The 16,842-nt window shown below is 70.9% G+C and carries 13 protein-coding genes and 2 pseudogenes; 8 read left to right on the top strand and 7 right to left on the bottom strand.

The window, feature by feature from the left end; all coding sequences use genetic code 11:
- Nucleotides 1–13: 13 nt before the first annotated feature.
- The 6 genes and pseudogenes from paaK to NAMU_RS12330 all read left to right on the top strand — a co-directional run bounded on the left by paaK (nucleotide 14) and on the right by NAMU_RS12330 (nucleotide 5,373).
- Nucleotides 14–1,320, top strand: a pseudogene (gene paaK / locus NAMU_RS12355) (phenylacetate--CoA ligase PaaK).
- Nucleotides 1,321–1,400: 80 nt separating this feature from the next.
- A complete protein-coding gene (locus NAMU_RS12350; protein ID WP_015747739.1) occupies nucleotides 1,401–2,054 on the top strand; it encodes a TetR/AcrR family transcriptional regulator in 654 nt (217 codons plus the stop codon).
- Nucleotides 2,055–2,120: 66 nt separating this feature from the next.
- Nucleotides 2,121–3,026, top strand: coding sequence for a 3-hydroxyacyl-CoA dehydrogenase family protein (locus tag NAMU_RS12345; protein WP_015747738.1), 906 nt, complete (start codon nucleotides 2,121–2,123; stop codon nucleotides 3,024–3,026).
- The gene (gene paaI / locus NAMU_RS12340; RefSeq protein ID WP_015747737.1) at nucleotides 3,023–3,505 is read left to right on the top strand and encodes a hydroxyphenylacetyl-CoA thioesterase PaaI; all 483 of its coding nucleotides are present in this window, start codon (nucleotides 3,023–3,025) and stop codon (nucleotides 3,503–3,505) included. Before NAMU_RS12345 ends, paaI begins: the two co-directional genes overlap by 4 nt.
- Before the next feature lie 14 nt (nucleotides 3,506–3,519).
- Nucleotides 3,520–4,248 (top strand): DUF1345 domain-containing protein, encoded by a 729-nt coding sequence (locus NAMU_RS12335; protein WP_015747736.1) that lies wholly within the window; start codon nucleotides 3,520–3,522, stop codon nucleotides 4,246–4,248.
- A gap of 123 nt (nucleotides 4,249–4,371) precedes the next feature.
- The gene (locus tag NAMU_RS12330; protein ID WP_245544917.1) at nucleotides 4,372–5,373 is read left to right on the top strand and encodes a TIGR03557 family F420-dependent LLM class oxidoreductase; all 1,002 of its coding nucleotides are present in this window, start codon (nucleotides 4,372–4,374) and stop codon (nucleotides 5,371–5,373) included.
- 4 nt (nucleotides 5,374–5,377) lie between these two features.
- Here the strand turns inward: NAMU_RS12330 and NAMU_RS12325 are convergent, their stop codons facing one another.
- The 7 genes and pseudogenes from NAMU_RS12325 to NAMU_RS12295 form a co-directional block, all read right to left on the bottom strand.
- Nucleotides 5,378–5,839: a group II truncated hemoglobin gene (locus NAMU_RS12325; protein ID WP_015747734.1), complete on the bottom strand. Its 462-nt coding sequence runs from the start codon at nucleotides 5,837–5,839 to the stop codon at nucleotides 5,378–5,380.
- A gap of 72 nt (nucleotides 5,840–5,911) precedes the next feature.
- Nucleotides 5,912–7,119, bottom strand: a pseudogene (locus NAMU_RS12320) (acyl-CoA dehydrogenase family protein).
- A complete protein-coding gene (locus NAMU_RS12315) occupies nucleotides 7,119–8,135 on the bottom strand; it encodes a phosphotransferase family protein (RefSeq protein WP_015747732.1) in 1,017 nt (338 codons plus the stop codon). Before NAMU_RS12315 ends, NAMU_RS12320 begins: the two are co-directional and overlap by 1 nt.
- Nucleotides 8,132–8,908 (bottom strand): SDR family oxidoreductase, encoded by a 777-nt coding sequence (locus tag NAMU_RS12310; RefSeq protein ID WP_015747731.1) that lies wholly within the window; start codon nucleotides 8,906–8,908, stop codon nucleotides 8,132–8,134. Before NAMU_RS12310 ends, NAMU_RS12315 begins: the two co-directional genes overlap by 4 nt.
- Before the next feature lie 24 nt (nucleotides 8,909–8,932).
- Nucleotides 8,933–11,263, bottom strand: coding sequence for a serine/threonine-protein kinase (locus tag NAMU_RS27375; RefSeq protein ID WP_015747730.1), 2,331 nt, complete (start codon nucleotides 11,261–11,263; stop codon nucleotides 8,933–8,935).
- A 276-nt stretch (nucleotides 11,264–11,539) separates the two neighbouring features.
- Entirely contained in the window at nucleotides 11,540–12,625 is a 1,086-nt protein-coding gene (locus tag NAMU_RS12300) for a zinc-dependent alcohol dehydrogenase (RefSeq protein ID WP_052307919.1), read from the bottom strand.
- Nucleotides 12,626–12,681: 56 nt separating this feature from the next.
- A complete protein-coding gene (locus NAMU_RS12295) occupies nucleotides 12,682–13,995 on the bottom strand; it encodes an MFS transporter (protein WP_041370525.1) in 1,314 nt (437 codons plus the stop codon).
- Nucleotides 13,996–14,220: 225 nt separating this feature from the next.
- On the opposite strand from NAMU_RS12295, the gene NAMU_RS12290 reads away from it, so the two are divergent.
- A complete protein-coding gene (locus NAMU_RS12290) occupies nucleotides 14,221–15,156 on the top strand; it encodes a helix-turn-helix domain-containing protein (RefSeq protein ID WP_015747727.1) in 936 nt (311 codons plus the stop codon).
- Between the two features lie 99 nt (nucleotides 15,157–15,255).
- Nucleotides 15,256–16,824, top strand: coding sequence for an aspartate:alanine exchanger family transporter (locus NAMU_RS12285; RefSeq protein ID WP_015747726.1), 1,569 nt, complete (start codon nucleotides 15,256–15,258; stop codon nucleotides 16,822–16,824).
- The last annotated feature ends 18 nt before the right edge of the window (nucleotides 16,825–16,842 follow it).

Below are 16,842 nucleotides of genomic sequence, written 5' to 3'. Positions count from 1 at the left end.
AGCGCACACCACCGTGCAAGACCGCACCCCCGACCCAGCTTCCCTCGACCCGATCGAGCGGGCCTCGGTCGACGAACTCCGCGCCCTGCAGGTGCGGCGCCTGCATGCCTCGCTGCGGCATGCCTACGCCAACGTGCCGCATTACCGGGCCGCCTTCGACGCGGCCGGCGTGCACCCGGACGACTGCCGGGACCTGAGCGATCTGGCCAGGTTTCCGTTCACGACCAAGGCGGACCTGCGGGCCAACTACCCGTTCGGCATGTTCGCGGTGCCCCGCGAACGGATCGCCCGCCTCCACGCCTCGTCCGGGACCACGGGCCAACCCACCGTCGTCGGTTACACCGCCGGCGATCTGGACATGTGGGCCGAGGTGATGGCCCGATCGATCCGGGCGGCCGGCGGCCGCCCCGGCGACCGGGCCCACATCGCCTACGGGTACGGACTTTTCACCGGCGGGCTGGGCGCCCACTACGGGGCCGAGAAGTTGGGTTGCGCGGTGATCCCGGTCTCCGGCGGGATGACCGAGCGGCAGGTGAGCCTGATCCGGGACTTCGAACCGGACCTCATCATGGTCACCCCCTCCTACATGCTCGCGATCATCGACGAGATGCAGCGGCAGGGCCTCGATCCGGCCACGACATCGCTGAAACTGGGCATCTTCGGGGCCGAACCGTGGACCACGACATGCGCCGGGAAATGGAACAGCGGTTGGACATGCACGCCCTGGACATCTACGGTCTGTCCGAGGTCATCGGCCCGGGCGTGGGGGTCGAGTGCATCGACAGCAAGGGCGGCCTTTCCATCTGGGAGGACCACTTCTACCCGGAGATCGTCGACCCGGTCACCGGGGATGTGTTGCCCGACGGTGAGTACGGCGAGTTGGTCTTCACCTCACTGACCAAGGAGGCGATGCCGGTCGTCCGGTACCGCACCCGCGACCTGACCCGCCTGCGGCCGGGCACCGCCCGGCCGATGCGCCGGATCGAGAAGATCACCGGCCGCAGCGACGACATGATCATCCTGCGCGGGGTGAACCTGTTCCCCACCCAGATCGAGGAGCTGATCCTGCGGGTACCGGCGCTGTCCCCGCACTTCCAGTGCCAGCTGGACCGGCCCGGTCGCCTGGACCGGCTGACCGTCCGGGTCGAGCACCGGGTCGACGCCGATCCGGCCGCCGCCGAGCAGGCAGCCGACGTGCTGGGCACGCTGATCAAGAACCGGATCGGGGTCACCGTGGCGGTCGACGTGGTCTCCCCCGGTGGGATCGAACGTTCCGTGGGCAAGATGCGCCGGATCGTCGACCTGCGGCCCAAGGATTGACCCGCCGATCATGGGCGGCCCGATCTCGACGGCGCCGACTGACCGAATGATCGGTCAGCCGGTGCGGCATACTGCCCGGTATGGCCGCCAGCCCAAACCGGATGGACCCGACGGCGGGCGCCGCGGACGCCCGCCGGGTCCCCCGGGGACGGCCGGCCCGCTACAGCCGCGAGGAACTGCTGGGGCTGATCGTCGCGGTGTTCAACCAGCACGGTTACGAGGCGGCCAGTATGGCCGACCTGGCCGCCGCCACCGGTCTGACGAAATCCGCCTTCTACCATCACTTCACCAGCAAGGAAGAGCTGCTGTCGATGGCGGTGGACCGGGCTCTGACCGCCCTGTCCGATGCATTGGACCGCACGATGCAGGCCGCCGACCTCCCGCCGGTCGACCGGTTGGAACAGGCCGTCCGTTCGACCGCGCAGACCCTGATCGACGAACTGCCCTACGTGACCCTGCTCCTGCGGATCCGCGGCAACACCGAGGTCGAACGCGCGGCGCTGACCCGTCGCCGCGCCATCGACGATCGGCTGGCCGCCCTGGTCCGGGCGGCCGCCGACGCCGGGCAGATCCGCCCCGACATCGAACCGCGGCTGGTCAGCCGCCTGCTGTTCGGGATGATCAACTCCATCCACGAGTGGTACCGGCCGGGCAGCCGCACCAACTCGCGGCAGAGCATCGTGGACGGGGCCGTCGGGCTCGCGCTCGACGGGTTACGCCCCCGGACCGGCTGACCGGCCACGCCTTGGCGGCCCGCCGGAGCCGTCACCGGCCGGGACCGTTGATCGAGAGGGTGTGAGATGTCCCTTCCCGCTGTGGTTCCCGTCCGGGTGGCGGTGATCGGCGGCGGCCGCATGGGCGCCGGGATCGCCCAGGTCTTCTTGACCGCCGGCGCCCGGGTGGCGGTGGTCGAGGCCGGCCGGGACGCCTCTCGGGCGGCCCGGCAGCGCATCGCCGACGGGGTGGCGCAGGCGCAGCTGCGGGGCCGGCTGTCCGAGAGCGTCGAGGACATGCTGGGCCGGCTGTCCCTGCTGGATTCGGCCGCCGAGCTGCCCTCGGACACCACCCTGGTGGTGGAGGCGGTGCCCGAGCGGGCCGAGCTCAAGGCCACCGTGCTGACGGCCGTCGAAGCGGCGGTCGGCGCCGACACCGTGATCGCCACCAACACCAGCTCGCTGTCGGTCACCGACCTGGCCGGTGCCCTGCGGCGGCCCGACCGGTTCCTCGGGATGCACTTCTTCAACCCGGTGCCCGCGTCCCGGCTGGTCGAGCTCGTCGTTGCCGCCCGCACCGATCCCGGATTGATCGACCGGGTCGACGGCTGGGTCGGCGCCCTGGGCAAGACTGGAATCGTGGTCCAGGACCGACCCGGCTTCGCCTCGTCCCGCCTGGGTGTCCTGCTCGGGCTGGAGGCGATCCGGATGCTGGAGGAGGGTGTCGCCGACGCCGAGGCCATCGACACCGCCATGGAACTGGGCTACCGGCACCCGATGGGGCCGCTGCGCTCCACCGACCTGGTCGGGCTGGACGTCCGGCTGGCGATCGCCGAGTACCTGCACGCCACCCTGGGTGAGCGTTTCGCCCCGCCGCAACTGCTCCGCGACAAGGTCGCCGCCGGTGAGCTGGGTCGAAAGACCGGCCAGGGCTTCTACGCCTACCCGTCGCGGCCGGCGGCCGACTCGTCCGACCGGAGGCGACACCCTTGACCAGGCCGGACTTTCCGCCGATCGAGTCGGCCGCCGGCCCGGATGAGCTGGCCGGGCGGTGCGCCGCCGCGATGTGGGCGCAGGACCGGGCCAGCCAGCAGCTGGGTATGAGCCCCCCGGTCGTCGGCCCCGGACGGGCCAGCCTGACGATGCGCGTACGCGAGGACATGGTCAACGGTCAGGGCAATTGCCACGGCGGGGTGCTGGCCACGCTCGCCGACAGCGCGTTCGCGTTCGCCTGCAACACCTACGACGAGGTGACGGTGGCCGCGGGCTTCGACATCGTCTTCGTCGCCCCCGCCCGGCTGGGCGATCAACTGACCGCGACCGCCCTCGAGCGGGCCCGTTTCGGCCGCAGCGGCCTGTACGACGTGTCCATCACCCGTGCCGACGGCGAGCTCGTGGCCGAGTTCCGCGGTCGGAGCCGCTCCCTGGGTCGGCCCCTACTCGGGCCGGGTGAGCCTTCGGCCGGGGCGTGATCGGGGGGCGGACAATGAGGTCCGTGACCGATCCGCCGTCCCCGCCACGACCCAGCGCCTCGGCCGGCGGGCCGCCGCCGGACGACCGGCCCGCCTGGCGCCAGCAGACCCGCGGCGAGCAACGGTGGGAGGTCAGCATTGCGGTCGCGGCGATGATCCTGCTGCAACTGCGGCTGCCCGGTGACCTGACCCCGATCGGCCGGTGGACCCTGCCGGCCATCGAGCTGGTGATCGTGGTCGTCCTGATCGCGGCCAATCCTTTTCGGATCGAACGAACCTCGCCGGTGTTGCGGGGCCTGAGCCTGGGTCTGATCGCGGTGGCCAGCCTGGCCAACGCGCTGGCGGTGGTGCTGCTGGTCGACGACCTGATCTCGGGCACCAGCGCGGACGACCCCGCGCCCCTGCTGGCCTCCGGCGCGAACATCTGGATCACCAATGTGATCATCTTCGGGCTCTGGTACTGGGAGTTCGACCGTGGCGGACCGGCCGCTCGGGCGGCCGGCACCCACCAGTCCCCGGACTTCCTCTTTCCGCAGATGGCGGATCAGACGGCCACTTTCCGCGACTGGGAACCCCGATTCTCCGACTACGCCTACGTCTCGTTCACCAACGCGACGGCGTTCAGCCCGACCGACACCATGCCGATGTCCAGGTGGACCAAACTGGCGATGATGCTGCAGTCGGCGGTCTCCCTGGTGACGGCTGCGCTGGTGATCGCCCGCGCCGTCAACGTCCTGAAGTAGCGCCAGGGCGACCGGAACGGTGGCCCGGGCACCCGTGCCGGACCGGTTTGTCGATCGGCTCGGCCGGGCACCTCGTGTCCGAGGGACACACAGCGGCGGGGCCGCCTCGGATCGACCGTGAGGATGCACATGGTGTCGGTGGGCTACACGTTGATGACGGAACAGGCCGGCCCGCGCGAGCTGGTCAGGCACGCCGTGGCGGCCGAGCGGGCGGGCTTCGACTTCGCGGTCTGCAGCGACCACTTCTTTCCCTGGCTCGACGAGATGGGGCACTCCCCCAACGCCTGGGTCACGCTCGGCGCCGTCGCCCAAGCGACCGAGCGGATCGACCTGATGACCTACGTCACCGCGCCGACGTTTCGGTACCACCCCGCCGTGGTGGCGCAGCAGGCGGCCACGCTGCAGATCCTGTCGGACAACCGGTTCACCCTCGGCCTGGGGTCGGGTGAGGCCCTCAACGAGCACATCGTGGGCACCGGCTGGCCGTCGGCCGACGTGCGGCAGGCCCGGCTGGTCGAAGCAGCCACCATCATCTCCGCCCTGTTCGACGGCGGATACGTGAACTTCGACGGCCGGCATTTCCGGATCGACTCGGCCAAGCTGTGGGATCTGCCCGAGAAGCGGGTACCGGTCGGGATCGCGGTCTCGGGTGCCCAATCCTGCACCTTGTTCGCCTCGCTGGCCGAGGTGATGATCGCCATCGACCCGGATCCGCGCCTCGGGCAGTGGTGGGACGCCGCCCGCACCGACAGCTCGTCGGGCTCCGCGGAGGCTGTCTCCCGCAAGGTCGCGCAGTTGCCGATCTCCTGGGACAGCGATCGCGAGGCCGCCGCCCGCCGCGCCCACCAGCTCTTCCGCTGGAGCCTGAGCGGCTGGAAGGTCAATGCCGAACTGCCCGGCACCGCGGCCTTCGACGCGGCCGCGGCCACCGTTCGGGTGCCGGACGTCGCCGAGAAGATCCCGTGCGGCAACGACATCGACGCCATCGTGGAGGCCGCATCGGCCTTCTTCGACGCCGGGTTCACCGACCTCGCGCTGGTGCAGATCGGCGGCGACCAACAGCACGACTTCTTCGACGCGGCCGCGGATCTGCTGACGGCGCTGCGCTCGATTCAGCCCGGCTGATCGGTCACGGCTGATAGGGCGGAGCGACTCCCCAGCCCCACCGGGGGACCGGAGCGTGCTCGACGACGGGCGCGCCCGGCTGCGAGTTGGCCATAGCCAGACGTGTCCCCCATTCCAGATAACCGACCAGAGCGGCCCGGAACTCGGGATCGTCCGGCAACCCGGCGTCGTCGGCGGCACGCGACATCAGGGAGGCGAACCGGAAACGCTGCTCGGCCGTGATGCCCAGATTGAGGTGATGGCTCAGCATCGCCTCGTAGCCACCGTGTTCGGCGGTGTAAGTGGGTGGCCCGCCGAACACCTCGGACCACCAGTCGATGACGTGCTCGCGGTGCTGCACCGTCACCCCGCCCGGAAAGAATGGCGAGAGCAGCGCGTCTGCTTCGACGCGGTCGTAGAAAGCGTTGATCATGCGGCCGACGGCCTCGCGGCCACCAGCCCATTCGAACAGAGTCGGATCCGCCACGACAGAACTGTAACGCCGGCACGGCAGCCCCAAGGCCCGGCGGGTCAAGGGGAACCGGTCCGGGTCAGCGGATCAACTGCGGGTCGCCGCCTGCCGGGCCAGCTCGGCCCGGGCCAACGCATTGAGGTGCACCTCGTCCGGGCCGTCGGCAAAACGCAGCGTGCGAATCGCGGCGTAGGCATTGGCCAGCCAGAAGTCCTGGGACAGCCCGGCCGCACCGTGGGTCTGGATCGCCTTGTCCCGGGTGTCGCGATCTTGATGGCCTGGATCTCGGTGTGGGCGCCCTTGTTGCCGACGGTGTCCATCAGCCAGGCCGTCTTGAGCACCAGCAGCCGCAGCTGCTCGATGCGAACCCGCGACTGAGCGATCCAGTCCCGGATCACCCCCTGCTGGGCCAGCGGCCGGCCGAAGGCCACCCGCTCGTCGGCCCGCGCGCACATCCGCTCGATCGCCCGCTCGGCCAGGCCGATGGCCCGCATGCAGTGGTGGATCCGGCCGGGTCCCAGGCGGGCCTGGGCGATGGCGAAGCCGTCCCCCGGGGCACCGATCAGATTGCTTGCCGGCACCCGCACGTCGGTGAGGGTGAGCTCGGCATGACCACCGTGCTCGTGGTCGTCGTAGCCGAAAACCTCCATGCCCCGCCGGATCTGCAGACCGGGGGTATCCCGAGGGACCAGGATCATCGACTGCTGCCGGTGCCGGGGTGCGTCCGGATCGGTCTTGCCCATGACGATGAAGATCCGGCAGTTCGGGTTCATCGCCCCGGTGATCCACCACTTATGGCCGTTGATCACGTAGTGATCGCCGTCCCGCTCGATCCGAGTGGCGATGTTCGTGGCGTCGGAGGAGGCCACCTCGGGTTCGGTCATCGCGAACGCCGAGCGGATCCTCCCGTCCAGCAACGGGTCCAGCCAGTCCCGCTGCTGCTCCGGGGTGCCGAAGGAGTCCAGCACCTCCATGTTTCCGGTGTCCGGGGCGGCGCAGTTCAACGCGGCCGGCGCCAGCAGCAGGCTCCGACCGGTGATCTCGGCCAGGGGCGCGTATTGCAGGGTGGTCAGGCCGGCTCCACGGGCGCCGGGCAGGAACAGGTTCCACAGCCCACGATGCCGGGCTTGCCCCCGCAACTGCGCCAGCACCGGGGCGGCATCCCACGCCCAGCGGTCGTCCGCCGCGGCGAGTTGCTGATGGAACACCGCTTCGGCCGGCTCGACGGACCCGGTCAGGAAATCCAGCAGGTTCGCCCGCAACTCCTCGGTCCGCGCATCAAAGGCGAAGTCCATCAGCCGTTCTCCCTCAGCGCGCGCAGGCCCGCAGCTAGCAACGGCGGCACCGCCTCGCCGATACCGGCGAAGCCGGCGCCGACGGTCTGGCCGCGGCTGTGCCGCAGGTGAATGCCTTCCAGAATGCCGGCCAGCTTGTACGAGGCCAGGCCGAGATACCAACCGAATCGGGACATGTCCCGGTCGCTGCCGGCGGCGTAGCGCGCCCGGACCTGCGCCTCGGTGAGGTAGCCGGGGGCCGCGGCGGCGTCCAGGCCCAGGGGTGCGAGCAGCCCGCCCAGCCGCTGGTAGACCACCAGCAGGGCCAGGTCGGTGAGCGGGTCGCCCAGCGTCGCCATCTCCCAGTCGATGACGGCGGCCGGCCGGTCGTCCTGGTCGACCAGGACGTTGTCCAGCCGGTAGTCCCCGTGCACGATGCCGATCGGTGATGCGGCCGGGACGTCGGCGGCGAGCGCGTCGTGCAGGGCGTCGGCCGCGGGCAGCTCCCGGGACCGGGACGCGTCCAACTGCCGGCGCCACCGCTGCACCTGACGGGCCAGGAACCCCTCGGGTCGGCCGAAGTCGGCCAGCCCCACCGCATCCGGATCCACGGCGTGCAGCCGGGTCAGGGTGTCGACCAGGCCCTGGGCGATGTGTCGGGTGCGGGTGGGGCCGAGCGCGGCCAGCTCCGCGGCCCGCCGGTACGGGGTGCCGGCGACCCGCTGCATCAGGTAGAACGGCGCGCCCAACACACCGGTATCCAGGCACAGCGCGATGGTCCGCGGGACGGGCACCCGGGTGTCCCGCAGGGCCGTCATCACCCGGTACTCGCGGCCCATGTCGTGCGCGATGGCCAGGACATCCCCCAGCGGCGGCCGCCGCAGGATCCAGGTCTGCTCACCGTCGGTGAGCGTGTAGGTCAGATTCGAGCGGCCGCCGGCGATCAGCTCGGCCCGCAACTGCGGACCGGCCGCGGGCAGCACCGCCGGCAACCAGCCGGCCAGCCGCGCCAGGTCGAGGCCGGGCGGCCCGCTCACACCAGCCCGCCGGCGAGCAGCAGGCCACCGTCCACCGCGACGGTCTGCCCGGTGATCCAGCCGGCGTCCGGGCTGAGCAGGAAGGCGACCACGCCGGCGATATCCGTCGGCACGCCGAGCCGGCCCAGCGGGTAGTCCGCCGCGACCTGTTCCTCGCGACCCTCGTACAGCGCGGTGGCGAAGCGGGTCTTGACCACGGCGGGAGCGACGGCGTTGACGCGGATGTCGGGTCCGAGTTCGACGGCCAGTTCCTCGGTCAGGTGGATCAGCATCGCCTTGCTCGCCCCGTAGAGGGCGATGCCCGGGGCCGGGCGCAGACCGGCCACCGAGGCCACGTTGACCACCGCCCCACCGTGCTCCCCCAGCCACGCCCGGTGCACCTGCTGCAGCCAGGCCACCGCAGCCAGGCAGTTCACGTCGACGACCTTGCGCGCAGCCGCCAGGTCGAGGTCCATCAGCGGCCCGTAGACCGGGTTGATCCCCGTGTTGTTCACCAGAAAGTCGATGCGGCCAAAGGTGTCGATGGTCCGGGTCACCGTGTCGACCTGGTGCTCCGGGTCGTCGGCGCGCCCGGCCACGCCCAGGGCGAGCGCCGATCCCCCCAGCTGGGCGACTGCTTCATCGAGGGCGGGCTGCTGGCGACCGGTGACCACGACCCGGGCGCCGTCGTCGACCAGCCGCTGGGCCACGGCCAGGCCGATCCCGCGGCTGGCGCCGGTGACGATCGCAGTACGGCCGGCGAATCGACCCGTCCCGGTCGGGCGGTCAACCATCGGTGTACCTCCACGGTGCGGTGGTCAGGACGTGGTGTTGAGCACCGTCAGGGTGCCGGCGTTCAGATTGGTGACGTAGGCGAACCGGCCGTTGGGCAGGACGCCGATGCTGGTCGGCGAGTCGACCGGGATGGTCGCGGTGACCTGGCGGGTCGCCGCGTCGATGACCGACACCGTGTTGCTCTGCACATTCGCGGTGTAGAGGTACTGGCCGTCGGCGCTGTAGGAGATGTCCTGCGGATTGGTGCCGACCGGGATGGTGCCCAGGACCTGGTCGGTGGCGGTATCGATGAAGTAGACGTCGTTGCTGTCGAAGCAGACGACGACCACCTGGGTGCCGTCGGGCGAGACGGCCACGCTGTGCGGGCTGGTCCCGACCGGGATCGTGGTGAGGACGGCCCGCGAGGCCACGTCGATCACCGACAGCACGTTCGACTCGTGGTTGGCCAGGTAGGCGGTCCGCCCGTCCGGCGAGAAGGCCACCCAGTGCGGATTCTTGGCCACCGGCAGGGTCTGGACGACCGTGTCGGTCGCCACGTCGATGATGTCCAGGGCGCCGGCGTCGTGGCTGGGCACCCAGACCGACGTGCCGTCCGGGGTGACGGCCAGCGCGTACGGCTTCTTCTCGACCGGGACCTCGGTCAGCGCCTTGGTGGTCCGGGTATTGATGACGACGACCAGATTGATGGTCTTGTCGTCGTTGTACACGCTGACGTACGCGCGCGAGCCGTCCGGCGAGAAGGCAATGAACTGCGGCGGTCCGGCGTCGATCGGGATCGTCGCCGTCACCTTGTTGATCGTGGTGTCCAGCACGGTGACGACCTTGGCCGCCCGGTTGGCGATGTAGGCGAACCGGCCGTCCGGAGTGATCGCGACGTACCCCGGGGTCGCGCCGACGGCAATCGGATCACCGGCGATGCTGGGGATGGCCACGGCCGGCGCCGGGGCAACGGCGACGGTGGGCGCCGTCTCCGGCGGCGCCGTGCTCGGCGGGCCGGCGCTTTCCACCGGGCTCGGCGAGACGTTGGCCGGCGCGGCGGATGCGCTGCTGCCGCCTGGCGAACCGGTGCCGTCCAGCGCGGCCTCATGCGAGTGCTCGGCGCTCGGCGGCTGGGCCTGCGCCTGACCCTGGACCTGACTGTTCGACCGGACCGCCCAGGTGACGCCGGTGATGGTGGCGACCGCGAGCACCGCGGCGACCAGCGCGATGATCACCGGCTTGCGGTTGCTCGGGGCGGACGGGCGCCGGTGCGAACCCGACGGGGGCCCGGACCGAGGCGGCCCGGCGGGCGGTCCGGCGTTCCCGAAGGCCGACGGGGAGGACGGGTGGTGCGGGGCCGAGCCCGGGCCGGTGAAGGGGCCTGAAGGGCTGGCCGACGGGCCGGACGGGGCGGCCGAAGGGGCCGATCCACCGGTGCCGGTCGCCGGGCGGACGCCGACCGTGGTCGGCAGGTCGTCGCCGGGCGGGGCCGCCGGAGCCACGCCGGTCAGGGCGGCCGCCAGCGCCGTGGTGAACTCCCGGCCGGTGGCGAACCGGTCGGCCGGATCCTTGGCCACCGCCTTCATGATCACCGGGTCGGCCGCGGCCAGTTCTCGGCGGGACTCCGCGAGCGGTGCGGGGTACTGGCTCAGGTGGGCCCACATCAGCGCGGCCTGGTCGTCGCGGACGAACGGCGGGGCGCCGGCCAAGCACTCGTAGGCGACGCAGCCCAGCGCGTACAGGTCGCTGCGCGCGTCCAGCGGCTCACCTCGGATCTGTTCCGGGGAGACGTAGGCCATGGTGCCGATGAAGCTGCCCGCTTCGGTCAGCCGGCTCATGGCCGCGGCCCGCTTGGTCAAGCCGAAATCGCTGAGGTAGACGTGCTGCCGTCCGTCGCCGGAGTCGGCCAGCAGGATGTTGGCCGGCTTGACGTCCCGATGCACCAGTCCCGCGGCATGGGCCAGGTCCAGGGCGTCGGCCACCGGCGCCAGAATGGCCAGGGCCCGTTGCGGATCGAGCGGGCCGTCGCGCCGGATCAGCCGGGACAGGTTGGTGCCCCGCACGAACCGCATGGCGATGTAGAGCAGCCCGTCGGTCTCGCCGGCCTCGTAGATGGGCACGATGTTCGGATGGTCCAGGGAGGCGGCGAAGCGGGACTCACGCAGGAACCGTTCGCGAAAGTCCGAGCCGTCCGGGTCGTGCCAGGCCAGGATCTTCAGCGCCACCCGACGGTCGAGCCGTACGTCGGTGGCCTCGTAGACGTAGGCCATGCCGCCGCGATCGAGCAGGGACTCCACCCGGTAGGAGCCGACCATCGTTCCGGCCGGCAGATGATGCGGCGGGCCCGGGGTCGCGTCGCCACCTTCCTGCGTCATGGCCGCGTCCGGCCGGGCCGGCCCGGCCGCCGCGCGGCCGGATCCGGATCCGGATCCGGATTCGGATTCGGGACGTCGTCGTCGTGCCGCACGGACGCCTCATCTCTGCCGTCGGGCCGCGGGCCGTCGGGTGCCCGACACCTCGGTACTGCCTGACCTCTAGTGAAACGCAAAGTCCCAGGCACCGCCAGGCACTTTGCCGCCGACACCGCCGCCGGCCGGAATCGCACCTCGCCGGCAGCACGAGGGGACGCCGGCCGGCCGGGGGCGGGTCGATCAACCGCGCCGGGGCGGGGCGATGAGCACCTTGCCGGAGCTGTCGGCCGCGGCCTGCCCGAAGGCGCTCGCCACCTCGTCCAAACCGTAGGTGGCCGCAACGATCTCGTCGGTCGGCAGGCCTGCGTCGGTGGCGATCTGCAGGGCCGTGCGGATATCGGCCTCGGTGTAGGCGGCGCATCCCTGAACGCGAATCTCCCAGTCCTGGATCAGCGGCATGGGCAGCGTCGCGTCCCGCGGCGGCACCCCGACCACGGCCAGGGTGCCGGCCCGCCGGAGCAGGGCCACGGCCTGGTTCAACGATCGTTCGTTGGTCACGCAGTCCAGCACCACGTCCGCCGGGCCACCCAACTGGGCCAGGACCCGTTCGTTCACCGCCGGGTCGTCGGCCGGCACCGCGCCGTGGGCGCCGACGCGCCTGGCCCGGTCCAACTTGCCCGGGTCCAGGTCGGTGACCACCATGGCGCCGGCACCGGCGTGCCGGGCGGCGACGACACACAGCACGCCGATGGTGCCGGCGCCCAGGATCACGACCCGGGCGCCGGTCAGGTCGCCGCTGATGCGCACCGCATGCACGGGTGTGGCCAGGCATTCGACGAGGACCGCGGTGCGGTCGTCGACCCCGTCCGGCACCGGGAACAGGTTCCGCTCCGGCGCGACGAAGTAGTCGGCCATCGCGCCGGCCCAATGCAGCGAGGGGTCACAGCCGATCCAGGACAGCTGGGCACAGGCATTGGACCGGCCGGCGGCGCAGTTCGCGCAGTCGCCGCAGGCGACGTTGGGCTTGAGCAGGACCCGCTGCCCGACGAACAGCGACTCGATGCCGTCGCCGAGCGCGACGACGGTGCCGGTTGCCTCGTGGCCGGGCAGGTAGCGGCTGGTCAGGAAGGGGTGGTGGCCGGCCAGGGCATGGGTGTCGGATCCGCAGATCCCCACCAGCGTGCTGCGGACGAGGACCTCGCCCGGCGCCGGGGTGGGAATCGCGGCCGTTTCCAGCCGTACGTCGTCGTTCGGCTCGGCCACCGCCCGACGCATTGATCCGGTCGTGGGGATCGGGGCGGGCTGGGTGCTGGTCGTCGCGGTCATCGAAGCTTCTTTCAAGGGCGGGATCGGGGGGAGGTAATCGGTGGACGGGTGCGGGGTCATGCGGAGGCGGAGGCGGAGGCGGAGGCGGAGGCGGAGGCGGTGGCCGGCACCGGGCGCCGGGACCTGATACCGGGCTGATCGGGGCGGACGAAGACGGTCAGGCCGGCACCGATCAGGTACAGGACTGCGTAGGCCCAGCAGACCCCGCCGATGCCGGCGATGGGCAGCAGCACCATGGCGATGGCCGGGCCGAGGAAGGTCGACACCCCGGCCGCCAGGTTGTGCGCGGACACCGCGGCTCCGGTGTGACCGGGGGCCAGGGCCGGGAAGACGGCCCCCATCGGCACGAACGCGGACACCGCCACCGCGAGCAGGACGGCGGCCGCCGACAGCGCCCACATGTTCGGCCCGGTCCACTGCGGCAGGTAGTAGAAGGACAGGGTCGCGACCGCGCAGCCCACGCAGCCGTACCAGCGCATCTGGCGCATCCATCCGAACCGGTCACCGATGCGGCCCCACAGCACGTTGGTCACGATGGTGACGGCGAACATCAGGCCCCACAACTGCATCCACTGCGTCACGGCCAGCACGCCGACCCCGTCGTAGGTGGTCGTCGACAGGTACAGCGGCATGATCACCGGGAAGCCGAAGAGGGTGAGGTTGCAGATGACGCGGACGACGGCCAGGATCAGGATCGGCCGGTTCTCGACGAGAATGGTGGCGCCCCGGGCCAACTCGCGCAGCCGGGACGCGGGTTCGGTGCCGGTCGGCGCGGTCTGGGCGGTCTGGGCGGTGCCGCCGTAGCGGCGGGCGCTCCAGGCGGCCAGCAGCACACCGGAGGCCACCCAGGGCAGCGCGAGCCACAGCGTCAGCTGCTCCCCCAGCACGGGCAGCAGCCAGCTCGGCAAGTACGTGCCCAGCACGCCGATCCCCAGGGAGTAGGCGGCCCAGTACCAGCCCATCGCGGTGGCCAACCGGGACCGGTCGACGGTCTGGGCGATCAGCACCACGAAGGAGTAGATGAACATCGGGTAGGCCGCGGCCCGCGCGCCGTAGATCAGCAGGATCAGCGGCAGGCTGCCCGAATTCAGACCGACGCTGAGCAGCACGACCTGCAACACCAGCCAGGCGATTCCGGCGACCACCATCACTCGCCGGGCGCCGAACATCTCGGCGATCACGCCCGAACACCAGGCCGCGATCGCGGCCACGAATCCGTACACGCTGAACGCCAGCGCGGCGTCGACCGGGGTGTAGCCCAGGTCGACCAGATACCGGGCCAGGAATGTCAGCTCGAATCCGTCGCCGGTCATGAACAGCGCGATCGCGGCATAGCCGAAGATCAAGGAGCGGGGCAGTCGGGAAGACACAGGAATCACCTCATTGTGCGCGAAGGGGCGGGCCGGGATCGAAACTTCGGACATTCACCCGGGCCGGAAGTAGGACCATCGTCGCGCTGGTGCGCCCCTGGATCTATAGCGTCAGAACCGCAGAACTGGTACTAAATTGTCGGCAGAGAGTCTGTCGGAGACCATCTGGTCGATCAGCTGCCCAGTGATCGGCCTATTGCCGGGCCGACGTGCGAGGAGGTACGGGTGCCGTCACGGGGACGACCGGGTCCCGATCCGGCCACGCCGTTGACCGGTCGTTCCCCGGCCAGCGAAATCGTGGTGCCCGATCTGGAGAGCAGCGTCCGATGGCACCAGCACGATTTCCCGCACCCGTTGGCGCGGTGGCACACCCATCCCGAGGTGGAAGTGCACCTGATCCGTCGGAGTACCGGACTCGCCTTCGTGGGCGATTACATCGGACCGTTCGGTCCCGGGCATTTCGTGCTGGTCGGGTCACAATTGCCGCACAATTGGTTGTCCGATCTCGAGCCCGACGAAATGGTCGCGGGTCGCGACGTGGTCCTGCAGATCCATCCCGAGCTGGTTGGCCGGCTGGCCCTGGTGCTGCCCGAGGCGGCGGAAGCAGTCAACCTGTTCCAGTCGGCCAACCGCGGAATCGAATACTCCGGGGCAACTGCCCGGCAGGCGGCCGTCGAACTCGAAGGCGTCGGCCAGAGCAGTGGCCTGCAACGGCTGCAACGGATCTTCGGGCTGCTGAGCCTGCTCGCCCGGGCCCCTGGGGCCGAGCAGCGGCCACTGTCCCAAGCCACCGCGGCCGTCCCGCTCGATGCCCCCGGGCAGCGCAAGGTCGACGCCGTGCTGCGCTACATCACCGACAACCTGGCGGGCGAGGTCCGGCTCGAGGAGGCCGCCCGCACCGTCGGGATGACTCCGTCGGCCCTGTCCCGCTTCTTCACCCGCGCCGCCGGCCGCGGCTTCGCCGACACCGTTCGCCGCCTGCGGGTGATCCGGGCCTGCACCCTGCTGTTCCAGACCGACCGACCGATCGCCGACATCTGCTTCGAGGCCGGATATCAGAACCTGTCGAACTTCAACCGTCAGTTCCGGACCGAGACCGGCCTGACGCCCCGCGAGTACCGGCGCCGGCTCCGCGTCGGAACCCGGCTGCCGCCGGCCTGACCAGGCCCGGGACCTTTGGCTCCTCCGCCCGGCCGGTCCCGGCGCTACCGTCCCGATCATGGCAAAGGTGCCCTGCGCCGACGGGCTGGCGTCGCCGCGATGACCGAGGTTCTGGCCGGCAGCCCCCTGCTGACGATCATGGTCGTGGTCGCGCTCGGCACCCTGCTGGGCATCGTCCCGTTCGGCCCGGTGAAGATCGGGCCGGCCGGTGCGCTGTTCGTCGGCCTGCTGTTCGGTGCCCTCGACCCGCGATTGGGTCAGGGGCTGGATCTGGTTCGCACCCTCGGCCTGGCCCTGTTCGTCTACACCGTCGGTCTCGCCTCCGGTTCGGTGTTCTTCCACTCGCTGCGCCGGCAGCTGCCACTGATGCTCAGCGCGATCGTTGTGCTCGCGGCCGCCACCGCGGTGATCATGGCCGTCGGCCGGGTGATGGGGCTGAGTTCGGCGATCCAGGGCGGCACCTTCGCCGGCGCCCTGACCAGCACTCCGGCGCTGGCCTCGGCGACGGCCAAGGCGGCGAGCAACGAACCGGCGGTCGGGTACGCACTGAGCTACCCGTTCGGCGTGGTGCTCACCATCGTGGCGATGGCGGTCATTCTGAACCGCAGTTGGCCCTGTCCGAAGGACCAGCCACCGCTGGCCGCGCAGGCGCTGGTCGACTTCACCATCGAGGTGCAGCGGCCGGTGCGGATGAGCGAGGTGCCCGGGTTCGCCCAGCATCTCGTGCGGTTCTCCTACCTCCGGCGGGACGACCGGACCCGGGTCGTCCACGAGGACGAGCAGTTCCGGCCGGGCGACCGGGTGGTGGTGATCGCGCCGGCGGAGATGGCCGCCGCGGCCTGCGATTTCCTAGGGCGCAAATGCCGCCACCATCTGGCGCACGACCGCTCGGAGGTCGACTACCGGCGGATCCTGATCTCCAATCCGATGATCGCCGGGCGCAGCGTCGGCAGCCTGGACATCCCGCAGCGCTACGACGGCATCATCACCCGGGTGCGCCGGGGCGACACCGAACTGCTCGCCTACGACGACCTGGTGGTGGAGTTGGGAGATCGGTTGCGGGTGGTCGTGCCCCGCCGGTGCATGTCCGACGTCGGGCACTACCTGGGTGATTCCGAACGCAAAGTCAGCGAGGTCGACGCGCTGAGCCTGGGAATCGGCCTGGCTCTCGGTCTGCTGATCGGGTTGATCACCATCCCGATGCCCGGCAGCATCAAGCTCAGCCTGGGCGCGGCGGCCGGCCCGCTGATCGTCGGCATGGTGCTGGGCCGGCTGGAGCGGACCGGGCCGATCGTCTGGGGACTGCCGAACTCGGCCAACCTCACCATCCGGCAGCTCGGCCTGCTGCTGTTCCTGGCCGCGACCGGGCTGGCCTCCGGGCAGGCGTTCGCCTCGCAGGCCTTCACCGGGCTGGGCCTGCGGGTGGTCGTCACCGGCGTCATCGTGGTGGTGCTGGCCGATCTGCTGATGGTGGTGGTGGCCCGGATGTTCGGCACGAGTCCGGTGCGGGCCGCCGGCCTGCTGGCCGGCTTCATCAGCCAGCCGGCCATCCTGGCCTACGGCAATGCCAAGGTCGACGACGATCGGATGGACGCCGGGTTCACCGCCCTGTTCGCCATCCAGATGATCGCCAAGGTGCTGCTGGTGCAGATCATCGTGGCGTTGTAGGTGGTCGCGAGCGGGTCG

Origin of the sequence: Nakamurella multipartita DSM 44233, assembly GCF_000024365.1 — a bacterium.
Taxonomy (GTDB): domain Bacteria; phylum Actinomycetota; class Actinomycetes; order Mycobacteriales; family Nakamurellaceae; genus Nakamurella; species Nakamurella multipartita.
This window is presented reverse-complemented; position numbering and strand designations above follow the sequence as displayed.

Excerpts from the sequence above, each read along its gene's own strand:
- NAMU_RS12350 (WP_015747739.1), top strand. The coding sequence starts at position 1,401 with ATGGCCGCCAGCCCAAACCGGATGGACCCGACGGCGGGCGCCGCGGAC.
- NAMU_RS12345 (WP_015747738.1), top strand. The coding sequence starts at position 2,121 with ATGTCCCTTCCCGCTGTGGTTCCCGTCCGGGTGGCGGTGATCGGCGGC.
- NAMU_RS12335 (WP_015747736.1), top strand. The coding sequence starts at position 3,520 with ATGAGGTCCGTGACCGATCCGCCGTCCCCGCCACGACCCAGCGCCTCG.
- NAMU_RS12330 (WP_245544917.1), top strand. The coding sequence starts at position 4,372 with ATGCACATGGTGTCGGTGGGCTACACGTTGATGACGGAACAGGCCGGC.
- NAMU_RS12310 (WP_015747731.1), bottom strand. The coding sequence starts at position 8,908 with ATGGTTGACCGCCCGACCGGGACGGGTCGATTCGCCGGCCGTACTGCG.
- NAMU_RS27375 (WP_015747730.1), bottom strand. The coding sequence starts at position 11,263 with ATGACGCAGGAAGGTGGCGACGCGACCCCGGGCCCGCCGCATCATCTG.
- NAMU_RS12300 (WP_052307919.1), bottom strand. The coding sequence starts at position 12,625 with ATGACCGCGACGACCAGCACCCAGCCCGCCCCGATCCCCACGACCGGA.
- NAMU_RS12285 (WP_015747726.1), top strand. The coding sequence starts at position 15,256 with ATGACCGAGGTTCTGGCCGGCAGCCCCCTGCTGACGATCATGGTCGTG.